This is a genomic window from Yersinia mollaretii ATCC 43969 (genome assembly GCF_013282725.1).
In the GTDB taxonomy this organism is placed as follows: Bacteria; Pseudomonadota; Gammaproteobacteria; order Enterobacterales; family Enterobacteriaceae; genus Yersinia; species Yersinia mollaretii.
This window is the reverse complement of record NZ_CP054043.1, coordinates 1,692,897-1,718,057: the sequence shown is the minus strand read 5'-3', so window position 1 is coordinate 1,718,057 and position 25,161 is coordinate 1,692,897. Positions and strand designations below refer to the sequence as shown.

The window sequence follows — 25,161 nt, the reverse complement described above, 5'->3', positions numbered from 1 at the left end:
CAATCATTCAGTACCCCTCATCAGGTAACCCTGCCTGACAGATACCATGAAAACCTTAACCCAACTGGTGCTGACTCTGCTCTTATTTCCCCTTATTTGCGGATTTAGGCGTCAGCTCCCCCTTTCAACCTGGGTCGACACTAATGAAATGGTGGTCGCTGATGTGCTTTTCAAGCTGATGAGATACTTTTATTACTAATTAGTCTAACTGTGAGTGAAATCACAGATATCAGATCATCTCAATTAATTACGACCATATAGTGATCCTAGTTCAAGGCTTTTTATTGATAAGCAGCATATGATCCTGTTAGCAAGAAGATGAATGGTCAATCTTTCCGCATGAGAGGTTCATCATGGCATCATATTGCGTCCACGGCGGCATAATTTAGTTAACAAATACAAAACAAGACAGCACATTAGAGAAGGTTCTCATGTCAAATAACATTCGTATTGAAGAAGACCTGTTAGGTACACGAGAAGTCCCCGCAGAGGCTTACTACGGTGTTCATACCCTGCGTGCGATTGAAAACTTCTATATCAGTAACAGTAAAATCAGTGATGTTCCAGAATTTGTACGCGGCATGGTTATGGTTAAAAAAGCGGCGGCAATGGCGAACAAAGAGCTACACACAATCCCTCGTAAGATTGCTGACATCATTATTCAGGCATGTGACGAAGTTCTGGATAAAGGGAAGTGTATGGATCAGTTCCCGGTTGACGTGTTCCAAGGCGGTGCAGGCACCTCTTTGAACATGAATACCAACGAGGTTCTGGCTAATATCGGTCTGGAACTGATGGGTCACCAAAAGGGCGAGTATCAATACCTTAACCCTAACGACCATCTGAACAAATGTCAGTCCACCAACGATGCCTACCCAACCGGCTTCCGCATTGCGGTCTACGCCTCCATTATGAAGTTGATCGATGCGATCAATGAATTAGGCGAAGGTTTCGGTAGAAAATCCAAAGAATTCGAGAAAATTCTGAAAATGGGGCGCACCCAGTTACAGGATGCAGTGCCAATGACACTGGGTCAGGAGTTCCGCGCTTTCCAAGTGCTGTTGAACGAAGAGACCAAAAACCTGCAACGTACCGCAGAGTTGCTGCTGGAAGTTAACCTCGGCGCGACTGCTATCGGTACCGCGCTGAATACCCCAGAAGGCTACTCAGAGCTGGCAATCAAAAAACTCTCTGAAATCAGTGGATTGCCATGCATCCCAGCCGAGGATTTGATTGAAGCGACCTCCGACTGCGGTGCTTATGTGATGGTGCACAGCGCCCTGAAACGTCTGGCCGTTAAGATGTCAAAAATCTGTAATGACTTGCGTCTGCTGTCATCCGGTCCACGTACCGGTCTGAATGAAATCAATCTGCCTGAGTTGCAGGCTGGTTCTTCAATCATGCCTGCAAAAGTGAACCCGGTGATTCCAGAAGTTGTTAACCAGGTTTGTTTTAAGGTGATTGGTAACGACACTTGCATTACTATGGCGGCCGAAGCAGGTCAGCTCCAATTGAACGTGATGGAGCCAGTGATTGGCCAGGCGATGTTTGAGTCCATCCACATCCTGACAAATGCTTGTTACAACCTGTTGGAAAAATGCATTAACGGCATTACCGCCAACAAAGAGGTTTGCGAGCGTTACGTCTTTAATTCCATCGGTATCGTCACCTATCTCAACCCATTCATTGGTCACCATAACGGCGACATCGTGGGCAAGATCTGTGCGGAAACCGGTAAGAATGTACGGGAAGTGGTTCTGGAACGCGGCTTATTAACTGAAGCCGAGCTGGACGACATTTTCTCTGTTGAGAACCTGATGCATCCGGCCTATAAAGCGAAACGTTATACCGATGAAAATGAACAATAAAATAATCATCCGGTAGCCCTATAAGGCACGCATGCTCCTCTGGACAGCGTGCCTTTTTACTTTCTGACAAATACAAACCTTTAACTTTTATTTTTCATTTGGATCAAGGAGTAAACACTATGATAGCCGTAGAATTAGTCATCGTTCTGCTGGCCATTTTTTTAGGGGCCAGGTTAGGTGGTATCGGTATCGGCTTTGCAGGTGGGATTGGTGTTCTGGTATTGGCGATTATTGGCGTCAAACCCGGCAGCATTCCCTTCGACGTTATTTCAATCATCATGGCCGTTATTGCTGCAATCTCTGCGATGCAGGTGGCAGGCGGTATGGATTATCTGGTACAGCAAACTGAAAAGTTACTGCGCAAGAACCCAAAACACATCACTATTCTTGCACCGCTGGTCACCTATTTTCTGACCATCTTTGCCGGGACAGGTAACATTTCGCTATCCGCCCTGCCAGTGATTGCAGAAGTGGCAAAAGAACAAGGCATCAAACCTTGCCGCCCGCTCTCTACCGCAGTGGTTTCCGCGCAAATCGCCATCACCGCATCGCCTATTTCTGCGGCAGTGGTCTACATGTCTTCGGTCATGGAAGGCCACGGTGTCAGCTACTTGCATCTGCTGATGATCGTCATTCCATCCACCCTGTGTGCAGTGCTGGTGATGTCGTTTATCGTCTCTCTGTGCTTTAACTCCAAACTGTCAGATGATCCAATCTACCTGAAACGTTTGGAAGAGGGCTTGGTAACATTACGTGGCGACACAGTAAAAGTGATCAAACCACGGGCTAAAACCTCAGTGCTGCTGTTCTTGGCGGGCGTCCTGTGTGTGGTGGCTTATGCCATCATCAACAGCCCAAGTGTCGGTCTGGTGGCAACACCGCTGATGAACACCACGAATGCCATCCTGATTATCATGCTGAGTGTGGCAACCATCACCACGCTGGTTTGCTCGGTGGATACTGACTCCATCCTGAACTCCAGTACCTTCAAAGCCGGTATGAGTGCCTGTATCTGTATCCTCGGTGTAGCTTGGTTAGGCGATACCTTTGTGCAGCACAACCTGGAGTGGATTAAAGAGACGGCGGGCAGCTTGATTCAAGCTCACTCATGGTTGCTGGCGGTTATCTTCTTCTTCTGTTCAGCACTGTTGTACTCTCAAGCGGCGACGGCCAAGGCATTGATGCCAATGGCAATGGCGCTGAACGTTTCACCACTGGCGGCCATTGCGTCTTTCGCCGCAGTTTCTGGCCTGTTCATTCTGCCGACCTACCCAACACTGGTCGCCGCAGTACAAATGGACGATACCGGCACCACACGTATTGGTCGCTTCGTGTTTAACCATCCATTCTTCATCCCCGGCACCATCGGGGTAGCACTGGCCGTCTGTTTCGGCTTCGTGATGGGCGGTTTGGTTCTGTAATCTATCAGTTGTAAATGGGGCGCGCGATGCGCCCCACTCTCATTTGCGAGCGTCATCGCATCTATTCCACTGTGATATAAATCATCTTCTGACCAGCCCCTGCTCGCGTTATAGTGTTCACTTCTTCATCTACGTCATCCGGCCTATGAGGTTAAAATGTCTGATTGTGATGCAATAATTTGTGATGCAATTGTGGTATTGTGCACCGCCCCTGATGAAGCCAGCGCGCAGGATTTAGCCGCGCAGGTTCTGGGGGAGAAACTGGCCGCCTGCGCAACTTTACTGCCGGGTGCGACCTCGATTTACTACTGGGAAGGCAAGCTCCAGCAAGAGTATGAAGTCCAGCTCTTGTTCAAGAGCAACACGGCTCATCAGCCTGCACTTCTCAGTTATATCAAACAGCATCACCCCTACCAAACACCGGAATTGCTGGTGTTACCGGTACGGGACGGAGATAAAGATTACCTGTCATGGCTCAACGCTTCCTTACTCTGATTCTGCTGCTGTGCAGCATGTTACTCGCGCCGCACAGCGCACAGGCTTCACTCTTTGGTGATAACGCCGCTTTTGGTCAAAAAAGCAGCCAGAGCCGGTTTATTCCGGTGGATCAAGCGTTTGCCTTTGATTTTCGCCAACAAGGCGACCAACTCACCCTGAGTTGGCAGATCCATCCCGACTACTATCTGTATCGCCAACAGATAAAAATTGTGCCGAAAAATGCCACCCTTGCCGCGTTTACTCTACCGGAAGGCAGAGCGCATCATGATGAATTCTATGGCGAAGTGGCAATTTTTAAACAGCAATTAGCACTAAAAATCCCCATTACAGAGGCGGGTGATGGCGCGAGTGTCAGTGTGACCTATCAGGGCTGCGCCGAGGCTGGCTTCTGCTACCCACCGGAAACACGAGTAGTGCCACTTGCCGCTGTCATCGCCAGTGCAACCGCCGCGCCCGTCACCGATGCCACCCCCACTGCGGCGAATGAGCCAACACCTGCTCCGGCGGAGCTGCCCTTCTCGCCATTATGGGCGCTGCTTATTGGCATCGGCATCGCCTTTACCCCCTGCGTATTGCCGATGTACCCCCTGATTTCAGCCATCATTCTTGGCCGTGAGAAGCCCCACAGCCAGCGGCGGATACTGCTGTTGGCGGTGGTGTATGTGCAAGGGATGGCTCTGACTTACACCTTGCTCGGCTTGGTGGTAGCAGCGGCGGGTTTACAATTTCAAGCCGGGCTACAGCACCCTTATGTGTTGATTGGGCTATCGGCGCTGTTCGTGCTGCTGGCGCTATCCATGTTTGGCCTCTATTCGCTGCAACTGCCCTCGTCACTGCAAACTCGGCTGGTACAGTGGAGCAGCAGCCAACGCGGCGGCTCACTGGCGGGCGTTTTTGCCATGGGCGCACTGGCGGGTCTGATTTGCTCGCCCTGCACCACCGCTCCGCTGAGCGCCATCCTGCTCTATATCGCACAAAGCGGGAATATGCTGGCAGGTGGCGGTACGCTTTATTTGTATGCGTTGGGGATGGGTATTCCGCTGGTGATTGTGACGCTGTTCGGCAACAAGCTGATCCCCCGCAGCGGCCCGTGGATGCAGTATGTCAAAGAGGCTTTCGGCTTCGTGATTCTGGCGCTGCCGGTCTTCTTGCTGGAGAGGGTGATAGGGGATGTCTGGGGCTTGCGCTTATGGAGCCTGCTGGCCGTCACCTTCTTCGGTTGGGCCTTTGTCTTGAGTCTGAAAGCCCACTCGGGTTGGGCGCGAGCCTTCCAATTGTTGCTGCTGACGGCTTTGCTGATCGCCGCCCGTCCGCTACAGGATTGGGCCTTCAACGGCAACACATCACAGCATGAGATTAAGCATTTGGCGTTTAAGCCAGTGGCTGATTTACCGCAGTTGCAAGCCGCATTAGCCCAAGCAGAGGGCAAGCCGGTGATGCTGGACTTGTACGCCGACTGGTGTGTCGCCTGCAAAGAGTTTGAAAAATACACTTTCAGTGATGATCAAGTGCAGCGCCAGTTAGCCGATACAGTGCTGATTCAGGCCGATGTAACAGCTAACAGCGCCGAACAGGCGGCGATGTTGAAAAAACTAAATGTATTGGGTTTACCGACTATCCTGTTTTTCGATGCACAGGGGAACGAGATAACCGCCGCCAGAGTGACCGGTTTTATGGATGCCGCTGAGTTCTTGCAGCATCTACAAAACCAGCGGCGGTAGCCCGCTTAGCTCAGCCGTGATAACTCAGCCATTACTGGACCGTCGCCGCATCAAGTAACCGTTTTTTCAGCAGGTGATATTGCTGCTCGACATACTGTTCTGCTGCACGTTGATCGCCGATAGCCTCCACTTTGACCGCACAGTGTTTGAATTCCGGTGTTTTTGACACCGGATCAACATGGTCCACCGTCAGCTCATTACAGGCACCAATCCACCACTGATAGGTCATATACACCGCGCCGCGATTCGCCCGCTCAGTCACACTGGCACGCGCGATCACCTTACCGCGTCGGGAAGCGATCCAAATCAGCGCTTGATCGATAACGTCTAACTGACTGGCATCATCAGGGTGAATCTGAACATAGCCCGGTTCATCAGCCAAAATTTTCAGGGTGGCGCAGTTGCCAGTCATGGAGCGGCAGCTATAGTGCCCTACTTCGCGCACAGTACAGAGTGCCAGCGGATAATCGCGGTCTGTCTGCTCATGGGGCGGCTGCCACGGCGCACAGCTCAGCACGCCTTTGCCATCCTCGGTCGCAAACTGGCTATCAGTATAGAGATAAGGTGTACCGGGGTGATCCTCACTCGGGCAGGGCCATTGCACATAGCCCAGACCAGCCATTTTCTCGTAGGTCGCGCCATAAAAAGGGGGACATAGACTGCGCATCTCATCCCAGATTTGCTGGGTGTTCTGGTAGGCCATCGGATAGCCCATCGCCGTGGAGATGAGGCTGATGATCTCCCAATCTGGCTTCACATCCCCTTTCGGCTCAATGGCTTTGTTAAAGTGCTGGAAACCACGATCCGCGCTGGTATAGACCCCTTCATGCTCGCCCCACGACGTCGCGGGCAGCACCACATCCGCCAGCTCGGCGGTTTTGGTCATAAAAATATCCTGCACTACCACCAGCTCCAATGCCGCAAAAGCCGCCCGCATGGCGGCTAAATCCGGCTCAGTCTGAATCGGATCTTCGCCAAAGACGTAATAGGCTTTCAGCTTGCCGTCCGCCACTTTATGGGGGACATCGGTAATCGAGTAGCCCACATGGGCGGGTAACTCAGGCACCCCCCAAGCCGCTGCAAAACGCCCTCGGGCCGCATCGTCAGTGACTTTCTCATAACCGGGGAAGGTATTGGGCAAGACGCCCATATCACAAGCTCCCTGTACATTATTCTGGCCGCGCACCGGCCCGACCCCCACATTGGGCCGACCGAGGTTGCCCGTTAATAGCGCCAGCGAAGATAGCCCTTTCACCACATCCACCGCCTGCCCCCATTGCGTCACCCCCATGCCCCATAAAATGGTGGCTGCCGGGGCGGCGGCATAGGTGCGCATCGCCAGACGAACCGCTGATGCAGGTAATCCGGTGATCTGCTCAACCTCTTCTGGGCGGTATTCCGCCACGCCCGCCTTCAGCTCATCAAAGCCGCGAGTATGGGCGCGGACATAGTGATCGTCGTAGAGTTTCTCTTCAATCAGCACATAAATGAAGGCATTCACCAAGGCCATATTCGCGCCATTATTCAGCGGCAGCCATTGATCGGCAATACGGGCGGTTTCAATGTGCCGTGGATCACAGACGATCAGTTTCGCGCCCTTGCTTTTAGCCTTTAAGATCCGCCGTGCGACGATCGGGTGAGAGTCGGCGGCGTTATAGCCAAAGACCAACACGCAGTCAGTATTTTCGATTTCGCCGATGGAGTTGCTCATCGCGCCATTACCCAGCGTTTGCTGCAATCCCGCCACCGAGGGGCCGTGGCACAAGCGAGCGCAGCAGTCGATATTGTTGGTGCCGATGGCGGCGCGAGCAAACTTTTGCATCACATAATTGGCCTCATTCCCCGGCCCACGGGAGGAGCCAGTCATCATGATGGCATCTGGCCCACTCTCTTTTTTGATGATTTTCAGTTTGGCCGTAATGAAAGCAATGGCTTCTTGCCAGCTCACGCGCTGAAACGCCTCGCCCCGCTGACGGCGCAATAAGGGGGCGGTCAGCCGAGGGGTCAGCAGACGAGTATCATTGAGAAAATCCCAGCCGTAGTAGCCTTTTAGGCACAATTCGCCCTGATTAGTGACGCCATTGGCGGGCTGTGCGCCGACAATTTCGCCGCCTTCAACCAATAAATTCAACTTACATCCGGAGCCACAATAGGGGCAGACCGTGAGGATCTTGTCCATTTTCTTATCCTTACTGATGGCCACAGGGACTTATGTCCACAGGAGCTTATGACCATATAATTTAACGGGTGATACTTGATGTCGCGCCACGAGCCGCGCGCCATTGCCGTTCCCGCTGTAGTGTTTCCAAGGCCATCGGCGTCACCAGTTTCAGTGCTTTGGTGGGGCAAACTTCAATGCAGGCCGGACCCGCCTCCCGCGTATGGCACAAATCACATTTGTGCGCCTGCGCCCGCACGGGGCTGTGATGGCTCGCCTGCTCAATGATATTCATCGCCCCAAATGGGCAGACCAACATGCAGGTTTTGCAGCCGATACAGCGCGAAGCCAACACCTGCACCCCATGTTCGCCAGTAACAATTGCCCCATTTGGGCAGGAGTTCTCACAGGGGGCATCCTCACATTGATGGCAGAGAATCGGGGTGCTGACCGCAAAACTTTTCATTACGCTTAGACGCGGGTGGAACTGTTCCGGCGTCAGAGTGCTGGCCCTTTTATCTGCACTGTGGGCCACCACACAAGCGATTTCACAGGTGCGGCAGCCAATGCACTGGGTCATATCGGCAATAACAAATCGGTTCATCTTCTCTCCTGACCACCAGCTACAAGACATTAATCAGCTACAAAACGTTAAGATAATAAGCAATGCTTTCGGCCGCTTTGCGTCCCTCGGCAATGGCAGTCACAATCAGGTCCGCGCCGCGCACGATGTCCCCCCCGGCGAAGATCTTGGGATTACTGGTTTGATAGGGGTAGCCAGAGATAGTCGGCGCAACCACCCGCCCCTGTTTATCCAGCACCACATTGTGCTCGGCTAGCCACGACATGCGGTGTGGGCTGAAACCAAATGCCATGATCACCGCATCGGCAGGAATAATATGTTCGGAACCCGCGATAGGCTGCGCCTGCCGCCGCCCTTTGGCATCCGCCTGACCCATTTCGGTGCGCACCATTTTGATGCCCGTCACCTGCCCCTGTTCATCGATCTCAATCCGTTGCGGCTGGAGATTGAACATAAATTCAGCCCCCTCTTCACGCGCATTTTTGACCTCGCGTTTGGAGCCTGGCATGTTCTTTTCATCGCGACGATAGGCGCAAATGACATTCGCGGCCCCATGGCGCAATGAGGTACGCACACAATCCATCGCCGTATCGCCGCCGCCCAACACCACCACCCGCTGGTTTTCCATGCTGACATACTGGTTTTCCATACTGACATAGGAGTGATCGCTGCTGGCGGTGTAGCCCATCAGATGTTGGGTATTACCAATCAGGAATGGCAGGGCATCGTAAACCCCTGAGGCATCTTCATTTTCCAGCCCGGAGCGCATCGAGCGGTAGGTGCCAACCCCCAGAAAGAGCGCGTCGTAATCACTGAGCAAGCTCTCCATGGTGATATCGCGACCAATCTCGGTATTCAGGCAAAACTCGACCCCCATTTCGCTGAAGATCTCACGCCGACGGCTCATCACCCCTTTTTCCAATTTGAATGCGGGGATACCAAAGGTCAGTAAACCGCCGATTTCGGGGTAGCGGTCAAACACCACGGGCGTGATGCCATTGCGTACCAGAATATCTGCACAACCTAAACCTGCTGGCCCTGCGCCGATAATCGCCACCCGCTTGCCTGTCGGTTTGACCTGCGACATATCGGGTCGCCAACCCGTGGCTAATGCGGTTTCCGTGATATGCCGCTCAATCTGACCAATGGTGACAGCACCGTCGTGGTCATTGAGTGTGCAAGCTTGCTCACACAGGCGATCTTGTGGGCAGACGCGGCCACAGATCTCCGGCAAGCTGCTGGTTTGATGGGATAATTCTGCCGCTTCATGGATGCGCCCTTGATGGGCCAAAGCAATCCATTTTGGAATCGCGTTGTGTAGCGGGCAACTCCACTGGCAGATAGTTTTATCGCCACAATTCAAGCAGCGCTCAGCCTGTTCATTGATCTGGCCGTCGGTGAACGGCAGATAGATTTCAGCAAAGCTGCTTTTCCGTTCCGCCAGTGGGAGCTTTTTCGGCTCCCGCCTTGGGGTGCGTGGGCGCTGTAACAAATTGACCGGGGCAGCATCGCGGATATTTTTGCTCAGCGGGCTGAAAGAGTGTGTCACACCCGCAGAAGTGGCACTGCTAAACAGGCGGCCATTGTGCTCATTCAGCGCCGTGCGCTGACGTTTTAGCCGCTGCTGACTCAGCAGATAGTGCTGATCGACCAGTGTCAGCGCCTGAGTTGGGCAGGTTTTGATACAGGCGGGGCCATCAGGTTGGTCAATACAAAGGTCGCATTTCTGGGCCTCAGTACGCTGATAAGCATCGGCCAGACGATGGCTGGCAGGCTGGACTGTCTCAGTCACCACCGTCATCATGCCAAATGGGCAGGCAATCATGCAGGTTTTACAGCCGATACATTTTTCCTGAATAACCTGAATGCTGTTATTCATCTCAACAATGGCCCCATTGGGACAAGTGCTGGCACAAGGGGCGTCTTCACAGTGGTGGCAAAAGACCGCCGTCGCACTCAATGTGCCATTAACACCATGGGGGTCATTAAAACCTTGCCGGCCCTTAAACACCTTAAGCCGTGGCGTGAAGTATTCCGGTTTATCAGGGAATTTGCCCTCATGATGTGCCACCACACAAGCCACTTCACAACTCCGACACCCAATACAGCTTTCGGCATCAGCAACAATAAATGGATTCATCTTATTTCTTCCCAGAAGTCATACCATTGCCGGATAAATAGTTATTATTTGCAACAACGTTTCACAACTCTACCAATTCATTAACCTTACAAACATAGTGTCTATAATATGGTATTATTACAATTAATTTTTGATGCAAAAGAATTGGGCTATTGTCGATATTTTTAGTTAATTAAATTGGCAAATGCACTAATGAAAAAGTATTAAACTGGGGAGAAAGAGATTCAAAATAGGGGATTGCCCCATTTATTCTTTTTTATAAAGGGGATTAATTTGTTCAGGATGAACTGACCCTTTAATTAATCGCTGGGTTTCACTGATTAAAGAGTGATCTAGATCACTTTAATTCCAGATATCAGCCGAATTTTATTAAAATCAAGATGAATTGTGATGTTAAGCCCATTGTGCTGTACAGCCACACAACAATTAAATCATTTACCCACATTTTTTTGGGCCGATGCACAATGCGATTTATTGCCCATATCCATATAATGACCACAGCGCTAACGAAGACATTTTTAGAATTAAATTTTGCATTTATATGACACCAAATAAAAAAATAGGTTATTGCATCTTATTCATAACGAACATAAATGCGGCAGCCTAAAAAATGATTTATAGAGGGTATAAAAATGAGTCTGGAAGCCGCTGTACCTGAAAAACGGACCCACGTCCGATATATAATATTACTGATTATCTTTATTGTGACGGCAATTAACTATGCTGACCGGGCAACATTATCCATTGCGGGCACCGAAGTGGCAAAAGAGCTGCAATTAGATGCCGTGGCAATGGGGTATATCTTCTCTGCATTCGGTTGGGCTTATCTGCTGATGCAAATACCAGGTGGCTGGCTGCTGGACCGCTACGGCTCCAAACGTGTCTACACCTACAGTTTATTCTTCTGGTCACTCTTTACCTTTACGCAAGGCTTTGTTGACATGTTCCCGATAGCTTATGCTGCTATCTCAATGTTTATCATGCGCTTTATGTTAGGGTTTTCTGAGGCACCCTCTTTCCCGGCTAACGCCAGAATTGTCGCGGCTTGGTTCCCGACAAAAGAGAGGGGCACGGCATCAGCCATATTTAACTCTGCACAATACTTCTCGCTGGCTATCTTCTCTCCACTACTAGGTTATTTAACCTTTGCTTGGGGCTGGCAGCATGTATTTACCGTCATGGGCGGGTTGGGTTTTGTATTAACCATCGCTTGGGTTAAATTTATTCATAACCCCACTGATCACCCTGATATGTCCGCTTCGGAGCTTGAATACATCAAACAAGGCGGTGCCGTTGTTGATATGGATCACAAGAAACCCGACGGTCATAAAAGTGGTCCTAAATTAGATTACATGAAGCAATTGTTATCCAGTCGAATGATGTTGGGCGTCTTCTTTGGGCAATACTTTATTAATACCATTACCTGGTTCTTCCTCACCTGGTTCCCTATTTATCTAGTGCAAGATAAAGGGATGTCTATTTTAAAAGTGGGCATGGTGGCATCTGTTCCCGCCTTATGCGGGTTTGCCGGTGGTGTATTAGGCGGCGTATTCTCTGACTCACTCATTAAGCGCGGCCATTCACTGACCTTCGCCCGTAAACTCCCTATCGTGTTAGGGATGCTGTTGGCATCCAGTATTATTCTGTGTAACTACGTCGACAGCGACTTTGTGGTCGTTGCATTGATGGCATTAGCCTTCTTCGGCAAAGGTTTCGGTGCCTTGGGTTGGCCAGTGATTGCCGATACCGCACCCAAAGAGATTGTGGGCCTGTGCGGCGGGATGTTTAACGTCTTTGGTAATGTCGCCTCTATCGTCACCCCTTTGGTTATCGGCTACTTGGTTAAGGAGTTACACTCCTTTAATGCCGCATTAATCTTTGTGGGTTGTTCTGCTCTGATGGCGATGTTCTGCTACTTATTTATTGTCGGCGATATTAAGCGACTGGAATTGAAAACATCCTAGTGGCATAAAAATAGAATTTAAGACGAATCGTATTCAAGATAAACAATGGCTGTATTGAGAAGAATAACAGTTATATTATCGATATAAATATTATAAGGATAATATTATGAGCACTTGTAATCGTCCTGTAGATAACCCGCTTTATATTAAAGTGCAGGACGCGGATAACGTTGCCATTGTGGTGAATAACAATGGGCTTTGTGCTGGCACCCGGTTTAAATGTGGCCTCGAACTGATTGAGCATGTCCCGCAAGGCCATAAAGTCGCCTTGGTTGACATCCCAAAAGGCGGGGCGATTATTCGCTATGCCGAGGTGATTGGCTTGGCCGTCCGTGATATTGCCCGTGGTGGCTGGATAGATGAATCACTGGTCGAGTTACCCGCCGCCCCCGCGCTGGAAACCTTGCCCCTTGCCACCGCCGTCCCCGCCCCATTGCCGCCACTGGAGGGTTACACCTTTGAGGGCTACCGCAACGCGGACGGCAGTGTCGGCACCAAAAACCTGCTTGCCATTACCACCAGCGTCCATTGTGTGGCGGGCGTCGTCGATTATGTGGTCAATATCATTGAGCGCACACTGCTGCCGAAATACCCAAATGTCGATGGCGTGGTCGCACTTAATCACCTTTATGGCTGCGGCGTTGCCATCAATGCCCCCGCGGCGGTTGTGCCCATTCGCACCATTCACAATCTGGCACTCAATCCCAATTTTGGTGGCGAAGTCATGGTGGTGGGCCTCGGCTGTGAAAAGTTGCAACCTGAACGCCTATTGGAAGGGACGCCGGATGTGCAGGTGATCTCACTGGATGAGAGCAATATTGTGCGCCTACAGGATGAGAAACATGTGGGCTTCCGCTCAATGGTCGATGAGATCCTGCAAGTGGCTGAAAAGCACCTGCAACGCCTGAACCTGCGCCAGCGCGAGACCTGCCCGGCTGCTGATCTGGTGGTGGGTATGCAGTGTGGTGGCAGTGATGCTTTCTCTGGTGTGACCGCTAACCCTGCGGTGGGCTACGCCTCCGATTTGCTGGTGCGCTGCGGGGCGACAGTCATGTTCTCGGAAGTGACCGAAGTCCGCGATGCCATCCATTTGTTAACACCGCGCGCCGTCAACGAAGAGGTGGGTAGAAGGCTGCTCGAAGAGATGAAATGGTACGATGACTATCTCGAAACCGGTAAAACTGACCGCAGCGCTAACCCTTCGCCAGGGAATAAAAAGGGCGGGCTGGCAAATGTGGTTGAGAAAGCACTGGGGTCGATTGCCAAATCGGGCCGCAGCGCCATTTCTGAAGTGCTCTCTCCCGGTCAGCGCCCGACCAAACGGGGGCTGATCTTTGCCGCCACACCCGCCAGTGATTTCGTCTGCGGCACCCAACAATTGGCCTCTGGCATTACCGTGCAGGTGTTCACCACCGGGCGCGGCACCCCTTATGGGTTAGCAGCAGTACCGGTGATCAAAATGGCGACGCGCACTGATCTGGCTAATCGCTGGCATGATTTGATGGATATTGATGCCGGAACCATTGCCACTGGTGATGCAACCATCGAAGAGGTCGGCCAGCAATTGTTTGAATTGATTCTGGATATTGCCAGTGACCGCAAACGCACTTGGTCAGATCAATGGGGGCTGCGCAATGCCTTGGCGGTGTTTAACCCAGCACCTGTGACCTAACACTTTCTGCATCCTTCTCTGGCCGGGTCACTGACTCGGCCTTTTTTGTTCACCCCGCTATTCCTGCTCCCCCAACTGCAAGGCCACATACAGCAACAGGCGGTCATCGAAGTTCGCCAAATCCAACCCCGTCAGCTCAGAAATTCGATTCAGCCGATATTCCAAGGTGTTACGGTGAATAAATAGCGCTTTTGCCGTCGCCGTTGGCTGTACATTGTTACGAAACCAGCAGGCTAACGTCCGGCGCAGCAGGCCATTGCTGTCCATTGCCCGCAATTTGGCTAACGGCAGCGCCAGCTCATTGGCTTGCCAGCCACCCCGCAGACTGTCCAGCAGGACCGGCAGCACCAAATCCTGATAGTAGTAGCTGCGTTGCTCCGGCAACCGCTGTTTGCCCACCGCCATGGTGGTGCGGGCAGTGCGGTATGAGCGGGCAATGCTGCCGGGGCCGGTAAAGAAGTTCCCCAATGAGAGCCGCACCCGCAGGCGGCCTCGCTCCGTCATGCGGGAGAGTAACAACTCCATCCGCCGCCGATGGTCAATGGCATCCCAGCGGCCATGACTGTTCAGCGCCGGTTTCAGCACCACCATTTCAGTCAGGGAGACAATCGCAATCAGGTTGTTACGCTCCGGTGTCGTCAGCAGGGTTTGCAGCTCCTGTAACTCTGACATGGCGCTGTCAACACTCAACTGGCCGCTGTCCACATCCACCACCGCCACCACACGCGGCTCATTGATATCCACCCCAAGCCGCTGCGCCCATTCAATCAGCGCGGGTGATATCTCTTCAGTACGAATTAGGTTGAGTACCAGCTCTTCACGTAAACGGCTGTCTTGCGCCAGCAGATGCACTAATCGCGCCTGCTCCATCATCATCTCTGCGGCCATGCAGACCAGTTCGCCATATTGCCGTAGTTGGCCCGGATTGCCGGTCAAACCAATCACCCCGACGATCTCCCCCTCAAGGCGCAGCGGCAGGTTGATCCCCGGCCTCACGCCGTGCAACTGGCGAGCTACCGCTTCATCAATATCGACGATCCGTCCATGAGAGAGCGACAATAGCGCCCCTTCATGTAACTCGCCGAGGCGTTCTTCATCGCCGCTGCCAATGATCCGCCCCTTACCATCCATCACATTAATATTGGTATCAATGATCTTCATGGTGCGGGTGACGATCTCTTGGGCTAGCCGGGGGTCAAGATTATATACACTCATGGAAGGCCTCAATCTGGGCTGATGCACCAGCATAGGCGGTCTGATGGGGGATTACATTGGACAAATGCCCAACTTACATGACGAAGAGAAAGAGTTGCGGTGAGGGTCACAAAAATGGCGAATGCAGGCGGGGTGTTGCGAGAAATGTGGGCTGCCAGTCAGGAGATCAGGGCCAATTCATCGTTAGCCCTGACCTCCCAAAAATTAGGCTTTGCCCGCCGCTATACCTATCGCCAGTGTCGCGGCGATGTTCCGTGCGGTTCTGAACACATTATCGGCGGCATTATCTAGCGCCTGCTCTAAGGTGCAAATACTGTAAATCACACTAAATACCGCATCCAGACCATGCTCATAGACCACATCCACATCGTCTGTCAGGCTCCCGGCAATCCCAATCACTGGCTTGTTATAACGTTTAGCCACTCTGGCGACCCCAATAGGGACCTTGCCGTGAATGGTTTGGCTGTCGATGCGCCCTTCGCCAGTAATCACAAAAGTGGCGTCCCGCACCAGTGCGTCCAGACCGAGTGCATCCGTCACAATATCAATGCCGGGGCTTAAGGTCGCCCCACAAAATGCGAGCAGTCCCGCACCTAACCCTCCTGCCGCCCCCGCCCCTTCGACCTGATCAACGTCAATATCCAGATAGCGTTTAATCACGCCAGCATAGTGCGATAGCCCCTCATCCAGTTGAGCGATCATGTCAGGTGTCGCGCCTTTTTGCGGCCCGAAAACTGCCGAGGCCCCTTCACGGCCGGTCAGTGGATTGGTGACATCACAGGCGACATCAATTTGGCACTGCTGAATTCGGGAGTCGAGAGCGGTGATATCAATCACATCCAGATCAGCCAGTTTCTCGCCCCCCAACCCCAGCGGCTGGCCCTGCTTATTCAGCAACTTAACCCCCAACGCCTGTACCATACCCGCACCGCCATCATTGGTTGCACTGCCACCGATACCGATAATGATATGTTTCACCCCCTGATTCAGCGCATGCAAAATCAGTTCACCCGTGCCATAGGAGGTGGTTTTCAGTGGATTGCGCTGCGCCAGCGGCACAAGCTCTAGCCCGCTGGCGGCCGCCATTTCAATAAAGGCGCACTTCTCATCACCAGAGATCCCGTAAAAAGCATCGACGTTATCCCCTAACGGGCCGGTCACATCGACCTTGATAATCCGACCTGCGGTTGCTGCGACCATGGCTTCTACTGTGCCTTCGCCACCATCAGCAACCGGCAACTTGATATAGTGCGCATCAGGAAACTGAGTGCGAAAACCCGCTTCAATCTGCACCGCAACCTCTAGCGCGGATAAACTTTCTTTATAAGAGTCCGGGGCGATGACTATTTTCATAAATGATTCAATCTCATGAGCTATCCGACGTCACGCAGGCTCCGACTTTATCAACCAGCCGCTCAGGATATCGGGATGCTTATCAGTATAGCTTTGCTACTCAATGGTCAGCACCCGAGAGTGCCGACGCCACTGATTAACGTGTCACTTCAACAATTAACGTGCCACTTCAACTTTGGCCAATTTCTCGTAATAGCAGGCCAACGCGCTGTGGTCGGCATCACCCAATCCATCCGCTTTCAGCGCCTGCATCATCTCCATGACGGCCGCAGTCAGTGGCAATTGCGCCCCCACACCGTGGGAGGTGTCGAGAGCATTAGCCAAATCTTTAATATGTAAATCAATGCGGAAGCCCGGTTTGAAGTTACGATCCATCACCATGGGCGCTTTGGCTTCCAGTACAGTACTGCCCGCCAGCCCACCACGAATGGCTTGGAACACCAGATCAGGATTCACGCCCGCTTTGGTCGCCAAGACCAGCGCTTCAGACATCGCCGCAATATTCAGCGCCACCACCACCTGATTAGCCAGTTTGGTCACATTACCAGCACCGATATCTCCGGTATGCACCACGGAACCCCCCATGGCTTTCATAATGTCGAAGCACTTATCGAACACCGCTTTATCACCACCGACCATCACGGACAAGGTGCCATCAATGGCTTTTGGCTCGCCACCACTGACCGGCGCATCTAACATGGCGACCTGTTTTACCGCCAGTGCTTCACTGATTTCACGGCTGACTAAAGGGGCAATCGAGCTCATATCAATCAGCACAGCCCCCGGTTTTGCCCCTTCAATCACGCCGTTCTCACCTAACACCACCTCTTTCACATGGGGTGAGTTAGGCAACATAGTGATAATAATGTCGCACTCTGCTGCCAGCGCTTTTGGGGTGGCAGCCGCTGTCGCGCCAGCACTGAGCAGCTCATCCAGTGCCGCAGCATTCCGATCAAGGACCATTAATGAGTAACCTGCTTTCAGCAGATTTTTACTCATTGGCTTTCCCATAATCCCTAAACCAATAAAGCCGATTTTCATTTGTCACTCCTCAATTAAGTCGCAAGGCCGTCAATACGGCAGCGCTGAATGCTTGAAACAGACTCACTGCTATTTCTTAATCACTACTATTTCTTAAATTTGTCGCACAGCGCCTGAGTTGCACTGCGGAATACCCCCAAATCACTGCCGACGGCCACAAAGGTGGCACCCCACTCCAGATAGCGGCGGGCATCAGCATCAACGGGGGCCAGAATGCCACTCGGCTTACCCTGCGCTTTGGCGCGGTCAAAAATATGGCGAATCACTTTTTGTACTTCGGGATGGTTTGGCTGCCCCAAATAACCCAGCGCAGCGGAGAGATCCCCCGGCCCGACAAATATGCCATCCACCCCCTCGACGGCGGCGATAGCATCCAGATTATCGACCCCTTGCTGACTTTCGATTTGCACCAGCACAGTAATGTTGTCGTTGATGGTGGCGAAGTAGTCCGGCACAGTGCCGTAATGGTTGCCACGATGGGAAACGGAAACCCCGCGAATCCCTGCGGGCGGATAGCGGGTTGAGGCCACTGCTCGGATAGCCTCCTCTTCACTCTCAACAAAAGGAATCAGGAAGTTGTAGAAACCGATATCCAATAAGCGCTTAATAATAACTGGCTCATTGCAAGGGGCGCGCACCACGGGAGCGCTGCCGCTGCCTGTCAGTGCCATAAGCTGCGGAATAAATGTCGTGACATCATTCGGGGCGTGTTCACCATCCAATACCAACCAATCAAACCCCGCCAGACCCAGAACTTCCGCTGAGATATGATTTGCCAGCGCACTCCAGCAGCCAATCAGGGTTTGCCCTTGCTGTAGGTTGCGGCGGAACTGATTAGGATAATTTGGGAGACTCATTTTCGATCCTTATGATAGAACGCCCGGTCTGAACGAAGGCTCGATGCAGGACGTTATGCAATTCAGGTTGCCAGCACACACCGCAGCATTTTGTGGCTTAATTTTGTGCCTGTTTCTGTACGATTCAGTATCGCTACAATTCACGGTAATCATTATAGAAACCACGTTCCAATAAACCATCGGGCAAAAGAACAGGAATAATAAGTTATTCGCGAATGCTTATAGGCAGATGCACAATACAATGCGGACTGCTTCACAGACTCTGGGCACGGAAAATCACCTAACGATTAGGATGCTATCGATAAGCCACTAAAGAGTTCGCCAGATCTCGCCACAGTAGTGATAAGGTACAGAGTCGGCAGGTGGAGAGTGTTAATCCGTTTTGAACTCTCTGCCGCTGGCACTATTTGCGCAATAGGCCAAGGTAAACCACACTTGCCAGAGACGAAGTTGGAGGAGAGCAACGTGCAACGTGAACAAGTATTAAGCAGTGCGCTCAATCTGTTAGAGCAACAAGGACTGGCAAATACCACTCTGGAGATGCTGGCAAAAGAGGTCTCGGTTGAAGTCAGTGACCTAACCCGTTTTTGGCCCGATCGCGAGGCTCTGCTGTATGACTGCCTGCGCTACCATGGCCAGCAAATAGATACTTGGCGGCGTCAGTTGCAGCTAGACGAAACCCTATCACCGAAGCAAAAACTGTTAGCACGCTATCAGACGCTCAGTGAACAAGTACAGAATCAGCGCTATCCCGGCTGTCTGTTTATTGCTGCGTGCAGTTTCTATCCCGATGATCAACACCCGATTCACCAGTTGGCAGAACAGCAAAAACAAGCATCGCTGTTCTATACGCAAGAGCTGTTGCGTGAAATGGATGCCGATGATGCGGGCATGGTCGCACAACAGATGGAGCTGATTCTGGAAGGTTGCCTGAGCAAACTACTGGTCAAGCGCCAACTACAAGATGTTGACGTTGCTAAACAGCTGGCAGAAGATGTATTGGATGTCGCCCAATGCCGTAAAAATGGCGCATTGAGCTAACGACTTCAAATAGAATTTGAGGGCAATTTAGGTGGATTTCACCTGTTCTTGCCTGAAAAGAGAGCGATCAGCACAGTTTTAACGGTTTTAAGCGATAAATTCGTTGACGATCAGCGGCCAATACGGTTTAATGCGCCCCGTTGCCCGGATAGCTCAGTCGGTAGAGCAGGGGATTGAAAATCCCCGTGTCCTTGGTTCGATTCCGAGTCCGGGCACCATATTTAAAGAAACCAGCTTAACGGCTGGTTTTTTGCTTTCTGGCGTCTGGACTCTCCATCGAACGCCGTTCGATTATTCGCCCTGCAAGCAGGACTCACCCCTACGGGGCCGTCGCCTTACTGCCGTTGAGGCCCAAGATGTCACGGTAAACACAACGGCCACAGTTTAAAAAGTGGACCTTATGGATCACCTGCGCGTCATCTATAAAAGGATCAGTGCTCTTACCCCCAACTCATTTCGCCTTTAGCAACTTTTGCACCAATTTTCAGTGCAATCTCCATCCCAGCATCGGGATATCGGCGTGTCATTGCTATGATAAGTTCTACGCTATCACTGGCCCTTGCAAGTTCATCTTCGAAGGCCAGTAAATAGTCCCGAGTATAAATTATCGCCGAATTATCAATAGCTGCCTCTGGTTCCATATGCCCAGCGATGACAACAGTGGGTTTGTATGATGCCATCGACTCTAGATTTTTTAGCCAACAAGCACGGGCTTCAGCACCTACGGTGTCAGCAGTCCAGACATGCGTGCCAGAAAACAGTAACACGCCACCGAAAATAGCACTCAAAGCAGGAACCCAGATGTAACGGCGATTGGCAAGACCTACGGCATTGATAATCTTGAGAGAATGGCCCTCCAGATTTATCTCTGGGTCATCAAATGGTTCTGGCATAACAATATCAGCAAAGGATTGAGGTCCGTTATCCTTAAGCTGAGTTCCCCAAGCCTCAATTTTTTTATCAACACTTTTTTTGATAGCGTCGATGGTTTCTGGTGCAGCGATAACGCGTACATCTGGAAATGCGGTTTTGATGGGGGCAAGGCTGAAGTAATAGTCTGGATCGCTTTGGCTAATGTAGATAGTCGTCAACTTTTTCCCTGTTTCCTTGATAGCTTCAAGTAAATACCTGCCATCAGATAAAGTAAAACCGCCATCAATGAGCACTGCTTCTCTGGCACCAGTTATCAAAACCGGAGAGCGATAGAAGCCATCTTTACCCGCTGGAAAATGTTTCCAACTCAAGCTTGAGTCGGGCGTTGCCGTGTGTGGTACGTCAATATTTGTTGTCATTGTTTTTCATTTTTTGTGGGATAATATTAAGCTACTAGTTATTAGCAGCGATAGGACTTACGAAATGTATCAGCGATATTTTCAGGCATGGTTTCTTATTAATCAGAACATAGCTTTAAAGTTGCATTTTTAATTAGACGTACAATACTAAATAGTTTTTATGAAAAATAAAATGATTTAGCCATTAAATGTTCTATAAACATCAAAAATAAAATGTCATACAAATATCAATAATTAAACATTTCTATTTACTTTATTCTGTAACGGAATGCGTCTTGCTTAAAGGCGATACGCCGATAGTTTTTGGTTTTCAGTAATTATCGTTATTTTCATGCGTAAAGCTATAAAAGTAAAATAAAAACAATGTGTTGCATTGTAGCTATTTTTGTTATGGGTGGTTTGTATATTTTACTAAGTTAAGCACAATGTTTTAATAATTGATGGTAGTCTCTTATTACCTTAAAATAATTACGTGATGTTATCACTATATTTCAAGTAGAGTGTGGTGGTAGTTAATTTATAAGTTTGGTCTTATCTTCTATCTTTATATAAAAGCAATAGAGACTCTGATAAGAGTTGGTTCGTTATTTTTACGGTATATCTGTTTTTTATTTTGTGGAGACTTGTACATGCCATAATGACATAAATATAGCGAATCTCTACTGACTCTATCTTCTTCATCCGGAGGTAAATGCCATAACGGATGGCATTGTATGTGTTTTATAGCCCCTCATCCAACAATAATAAATGGATAAAAATACAATCAAGGCACATTATGAACTTATTGAATAACAAGATAAAAGCAGCGACTGCATGTTGTGTGGTTATGTCGACGATGATCTCGTTTTCCACGCAGGCAACGGCAGTGCAAGAAACGCGTTCTCTGGATGAACTGTATCGAAGCGCGCTAGATGAAGGAGGTACCGTTATTGTCTACGCAGGTGGAGACACGTCAACGCAGCAAAATGGAATTAAAAAGGCATTTGAAGACCGATTCCCTGGGATGAAGCTGGACGTTATCGTTGACTACAGTAAGTTCCATGACGCTCGTATTGATAATCAACTGGCAACGGACTCGCTAATACCCGATATCGCACAATTACAAACACTGCAAGATTATCCACGTTGGAAGCAGGATGGCCTATTACTCAATTACAAACCGGTGGGTTGGGATAAGATTTGGCCGGATTTTCGCGATAAAGATGGAGCCTGGACAGGTGTATTTGTAGATGCTTTCAGTAATGTTGTTAACACAACGCTGTTGGCACAAAAAGACTGGCCGCGCGAAATGAAAGATTATCTACGCCCAGAGCTAAAAGGAAGAATTGTAGTCACCTATCCTAATGACGATGATGCCGTTCTTTTTTGGTTCAAACAGGCAGTAGAGCACTATGGCTGGGACTATGTAGCAAAATTCAACATGCAAAATCCTATCTACGTTCGTGGAACTCAAGCTCCAGCAGATGATGTTGAAAGTGGTAAGGCTGTGGCGACCTTTTCGACTGATGGGGCATTGGTCCCTGATGCTAAGGCCCGTTCACGATTTATTTTGCCAGAGCATGATCCCTTTATTTCGTGGGCACAGCGGGCTGCCATTTTCAAAAAGGCCAAGCATCCAGAAGCAGCCAAACTTTATCTAAACTGGCTGTTGGACAAAAAAACGCAGAAAGAAGTATGGTACATGTGGTCTGTACGTACCGATGTTACACCACCCGAGGGATATAAACCGATATGGGAATACAAAAATACCAGCCATAAAGCCTTTGAAGCCTTTATGAATGACCGTGCTGCTGTGGAGCGTTTCCGTACGCAAATTGGTTTATATCTCGGAGAAGTAAAAGGCGAACCATCTCCTGGATGGCTAGGAGTACACCCGCAACACGCACTATCAAATTAATCGCACCGAGGGCCAACGAGTATAGCGGTAAATCTGACCAGGCAACTGGTTAGATTTTCTTAAACTAATAATGAGAAATAAAACGATACCAGTAGGCTAAGGTATATTCTGCTAGAAAGGTCGCGACCGCCCCTAATTTTTTAGCATCGCAACACTGTAGGTAATTTCCATTTAACCTATAATCCAAATCTATTAATTAAAAATAAAACCCCCTAAAACCTTAAAGTTCACTTTAATATAAGACATGATAAATATTTCATAATGCTTATGTTTGTAATTATTTTTATTACTTATTGGATTAATAAGTGCCAAAAAACAAGTTAAATGAGTATTGCTGTCAAATAACAAAATGAATAATCTTACATACATTAACCTTATAACTTACATATTCACTCGCAATCCTTTGACCTGTCGCCAGTTCAGTACAATTAATCGACTCACTTCACCAGACCATGGACAGCGATTTACTTGGCTTATACCACCATCAAATTCCCCATCATGCCCAGTTCTTCGTGTTCAATAATGTGGCAGTGGAACATACGCATTCCCGGCTTATCCTGTAGCATCAGCAAATGAACGATCTCACCGGGACGTACATTGACTGTATCTTTCCAGGCAAGGCACTCCGATAATGTTTTCTGGCCACGATAGACTCGTTGCACTATCTGAAACTGCCCACCATGTATATGGAATGGGTGATCCATCGTCGTAGCATTAATAATCTGCCAGTGATCCACTTTACCCACCTGACTGTACAGATCCATACGTGTAAGCTCAAAGTCTTTACCGTTGATAAGAAATGCGCGTGGTGGAATACCCCCTTTATTTTTCATAATGTCCGCCATTTTCTCGCTCATAATGGCACGCAGCACATTAGTCCCCTCCAGTAGTGGCTCAATCGCCCGTAATGCAATACCGATTACGGTAGGTGAAACCTCTTTTTTGAAACTGACATTGGCGATTATCTGTGCGGTTTCCGGCGGTTTGCTTATCATTGGATGGCGATTGTAAGGCAGCAGATTAATGCCGTACTCACCGCTTTCGCCGGTGACCAACACCTCCATACGTTCACCGGGTGACAGCAGTATGTCGTGTTGTGATGCCAACGCCTTTTCCATCAGCCCACCATCTGAACCAACCTGTATCAACTGGCAACCCGGCAGTGAGAGATTGAGGTAGCGCGCACTGCACATATTCCAGATACGAATCCGCTGCTGGCTGGTCAGGGTCATGTGCGGTTTGTACTGGCCGTTAAGCAGCACAAACTCGCCTTCACGGCCATCAACCCAGTCTGCGTATGTATGCGGCGGCACCTTGCCGGTACTATCCAGCCGCAGATCGTTGACTACCCAATGGGTTTCCGGTAAGTCGCCCAGAGACTCCTGCGGATGACGGATAACCATCGGCCCTGCCAGCCCCTTTGCGAACTGCTCCGCCGTACCCTTAAGCGGGTGTGGGTGATACCAATAGGTGCCGGAGAGTGAGTCCGGTAATTGAAACTCATAGACTTTGGTGGTGCCCGGCGCGACCGGATCGTCCGGCCCCCCATCCTGATTGGGTGGCACCGGTAGTCCATGCCAGTGAATAGTGCTGGGTACTTTGAGGTTATTGACAAAGGTTATCCGCACTTTCATGCCGGCCTCTAGCTCTATCAGCGGGCCGGGTACCTGCTGATTATAGGCATAGCAAATGGTGGGGGCGGTATTGTGCGTCAGTTGAACGAGGCACTCTTCGGCGGTCAGCACCGCGATAAATTCACCTTTGTTGGTTGACTCATTAGCCAGCTTCGCCAATATTTTAAGCGGCTGGTCTGCTATTAGGGCATTTTCAGGCAACAGGTCGGCATCGGGCGTGTCAATATGCGGAGCATCTGCACCCTGAACCTGATTAACCAAGCCTCCTAGCATCAGAGAGGACAGAGAATATTTAAAGAATTGGCGTCTTTCCATGACAGTACCTATATATTATTTGGTTACATTCAGGGCCAAGGGTAATCACCGGTCGCAATACCTTCTCTGAGAAAGCGTTGCACAATCTGACGGCGTAACTTCACTACATCTGTCATAGGCATGGCGCGTAATTGCTTTACCTCTGCGTCAGTGAAAGGAGAACCTTGCTGCACATCACCCCACTTTTGATTGAGAAAATTCATTAGCTGTGCGATTTGCTGATCGTCTAACCCAGAGGCGACAATGCCAGGGACATGCATCAGATACAAACGACCATCCGCATCGTTGACAAATGCTCCTAGATAACCCGGCAGAGGGGGGATTCCCCCCGCCACTGAGCCTGAACCGTCCATATCATGGCAACCAGAGCACTTCAGGATATAATTCTGTTCGGGCGTATTACCCAGGGCATGGCATAACGGGCAGGAGAACAACACAAGCGTAAAAATGATTCGTAGCGCGTTCACATTGAATAATCCGATCGCCATCTT

General features: G+C 50.3%; 18 protein-coding genes and 1 tRNA gene. 9 read left to right on the top strand and 10 right to left on the bottom strand.

What is annotated here, in order from left to right; all coding sequences use genetic code 11:
- Nucleotides 1–431 precede the first annotated feature (431 nt).
- From aspA to HRD69_RS07600, 4 genes are all read left to right on the top strand, one after another.
- Complete coding sequence (gene aspA, locus HRD69_RS07615) at nucleotides 432–1,868, top strand: aspartate ammonia-lyase (protein WP_004873951.1); 1,437 nt, start codon at nucleotides 432–434, stop codon at nucleotides 1,866–1,868.
- Between the two features lie 119 nt (nucleotides 1,869–1,987).
- Nucleotides 1,988–3,289 carry an anaerobic C4-dicarboxylate transporter gene (locus tag HRD69_RS07610; RefSeq protein WP_004873952.1) on the top strand — a complete coding sequence of 434 codons (1,302 nt, stop codon included), beginning with the start codon at nucleotides 1,988–1,990 and terminating at the stop codon, nucleotides 3,287–3,289.
- Between the two features lie 156 nt (nucleotides 3,290–3,445).
- On the top strand, nucleotides 3,446–3,784 hold the full coding sequence (gene cutA / locus HRD69_RS07605; protein WP_004873953.1) for a divalent cation tolerance protein CutA: 339 nt from the start codon (nucleotides 3,446–3,448) through the stop codon (nucleotides 3,782–3,784).
- Nucleotides 3,760–5,508 (top strand): protein-disulfide reductase DsbD, encoded by a 1,749-nt coding sequence (locus tag HRD69_RS07600; RefSeq protein ID WP_032813277.1) that lies wholly within the window; start codon nucleotides 3,760–3,762, stop codon nucleotides 5,506–5,508. The genes cutA and HRD69_RS07600 overlap by 25 nt, the downstream gene beginning before the upstream one ends.
- A gap of 31 nt (nucleotides 5,509–5,539) precedes the next feature.
- Here the strand turns inward: HRD69_RS07600 and fdhF are convergent, their stop codons facing one another.
- The 3 genes from fdhF to aegA all read right to left on the bottom strand — a co-directional run bounded on the left by fdhF (nucleotide 5,540) and on the right by aegA (nucleotide 10,389).
- Nucleotides 5,540–7,687: a formate dehydrogenase subunit alpha gene (gene fdhF, locus HRD69_RS07595; protein WP_032813278.1), complete on the bottom strand. Its 2,148-nt coding sequence runs from the start codon at nucleotides 7,685–7,687 to the stop codon at nucleotides 5,540–5,542.
- Nucleotides 7,688–7,748: 61 nt separating this feature from the next.
- Nucleotides 7,749–8,270, bottom strand: a complete 522-nt coding sequence (locus HRD69_RS07590; protein WP_004873956.1) for a 4Fe-4S binding protein — start codon at nucleotides 8,268–8,270, stop codon at nucleotides 7,749–7,751.
- Nucleotides 8,271–8,307: 37 nt separating this feature from the next.
- On the bottom strand, nucleotides 8,308–10,389 hold the full coding sequence (gene aegA / locus HRD69_RS07585; protein ID WP_004873957.1) for a formate-dependent uric acid utilization protein AegA: 2,082 nt from the start codon (nucleotides 10,387–10,389) through the stop codon (nucleotides 8,308–8,310).
- A 632-nt stretch (nucleotides 10,390–11,021) separates the two neighbouring features.
- On the opposite strand from aegA, the gene HRD69_RS07580 reads away from it, so the two are divergent.
- Nucleotides 11,022–12,353: an MFS transporter gene (locus HRD69_RS07580; protein ID WP_004873958.1), complete on the top strand. Its 1,332-nt coding sequence runs from the start codon at nucleotides 11,022–11,024 to the stop codon at nucleotides 12,351–12,353.
- A gap of 106 nt (nucleotides 12,354–12,459) precedes the next feature.
- Nucleotides 12,460–14,025, top strand: a complete 1,566-nt coding sequence (gene garD / locus HRD69_RS07575) for a galactarate dehydratase (protein ID WP_032813281.1) — start codon at nucleotides 12,460–12,462, stop codon at nucleotides 14,023–14,025.
- A gap of 57 nt (nucleotides 14,026–14,082) precedes the next feature.
- Here garD and HRD69_RS07570 read toward each other — a convergent pair whose 3' ends face one another.
- From HRD69_RS07570 to garL, 4 genes are all read right to left on the bottom strand, one after another.
- Nucleotides 14,083–15,240, bottom strand: a complete 1,158-nt coding sequence (locus HRD69_RS07570; protein WP_004873960.1) for a CdaR family transcriptional regulator — start codon at nucleotides 15,238–15,240, stop codon at nucleotides 14,083–14,085.
- A 204-nt stretch (nucleotides 15,241–15,444) separates the two neighbouring features.
- Nucleotides 15,445–16,593 carry a glycerate kinase gene (locus tag HRD69_RS07565; protein WP_004873961.1) on the bottom strand — a complete coding sequence of 383 codons (1,149 nt, stop codon included), beginning with the start codon at nucleotides 16,591–16,593 and terminating at the stop codon, nucleotides 15,445–15,447.
- A gap of 156 nt (nucleotides 16,594–16,749) precedes the next feature.
- Nucleotides 16,750–17,634: a 2-hydroxy-3-oxopropionate reductase gene (gene garR / locus HRD69_RS07560; RefSeq protein ID WP_004873962.1), complete on the bottom strand. Its 885-nt coding sequence runs from the start codon at nucleotides 17,632–17,634 to the stop codon at nucleotides 16,750–16,752.
- An 86-nt stretch (nucleotides 17,635–17,720) separates the two neighbouring features.
- A complete protein-coding gene (gene garL, locus HRD69_RS07555; protein WP_004873963.1) occupies nucleotides 17,721–18,491 on the bottom strand; it encodes a 2-dehydro-3-deoxyglucarate aldolase in 771 nt (256 codons plus the stop codon).
- A 465-nt stretch (nucleotides 18,492–18,956) separates the two neighbouring features.
- Between garL and HRD69_RS07550 the strand changes: the two genes are divergently transcribed.
- Together HRD69_RS07550 and HRD69_RS07545 are read left to right on the top strand one after the other, a co-directional pair.
- Entirely contained in the window at nucleotides 18,957–19,532 is a 576-nt protein-coding gene (locus HRD69_RS07550; RefSeq protein WP_032813283.1) for a transcriptional regulator, read from the top strand.
- Nucleotides 19,533–19,674: 142 nt separating this feature from the next.
- Nucleotides 19,675–19,750 (top strand) — tRNA-Phe (locus HRD69_RS07545).
- 222 nt (nucleotides 19,751–19,972) lie between these two features.
- Here HRD69_RS07545 and HRD69_RS07540 read toward each other — a convergent pair.
- A complete protein-coding gene (locus tag HRD69_RS07540; protein WP_050413171.1) occupies nucleotides 19,973–20,824 on the bottom strand; it encodes an MBL fold metallo-hydrolase in 852 nt (283 codons plus the stop codon).
- Between the two features lie 826 nt (nucleotides 20,825–21,650).
- Here HRD69_RS07540 and HRD69_RS07535 point away from each other — a divergent pair.
- Nucleotides 21,651–22,721, top strand: a complete 1,071-nt coding sequence (locus tag HRD69_RS07535; RefSeq protein WP_244262982.1) for an ABC transporter substrate-binding protein — start codon at nucleotides 21,651–21,653, stop codon at nucleotides 22,719–22,721.
- 473 nt (nucleotides 22,722–23,194) lie between these two features.
- On the opposite strand, the gene HRD69_RS07530 is transcribed toward HRD69_RS07535, so the two are convergent.
- The gene (locus tag HRD69_RS07530; protein ID WP_032813285.1) at nucleotides 23,195–24,670 is read right to left on the bottom strand and encodes a multicopper oxidase family protein; all 1,476 of its coding nucleotides are present in this window, start codon (nucleotides 24,668–24,670) and stop codon (nucleotides 23,195–23,197) included.
- Nucleotides 24,671–24,699: 29 nt separating this feature from the next.
- On the bottom strand, nucleotides 24,700–25,158 hold the full coding sequence (locus tag HRD69_RS20500; RefSeq protein WP_198431990.1) for a c-type cytochrome: 459 nt from the start codon (nucleotides 25,156–25,158) through the stop codon (nucleotides 24,700–24,702).
- Between the last annotated feature and the right edge of the window lie 3 nt (nucleotides 25,159–25,161).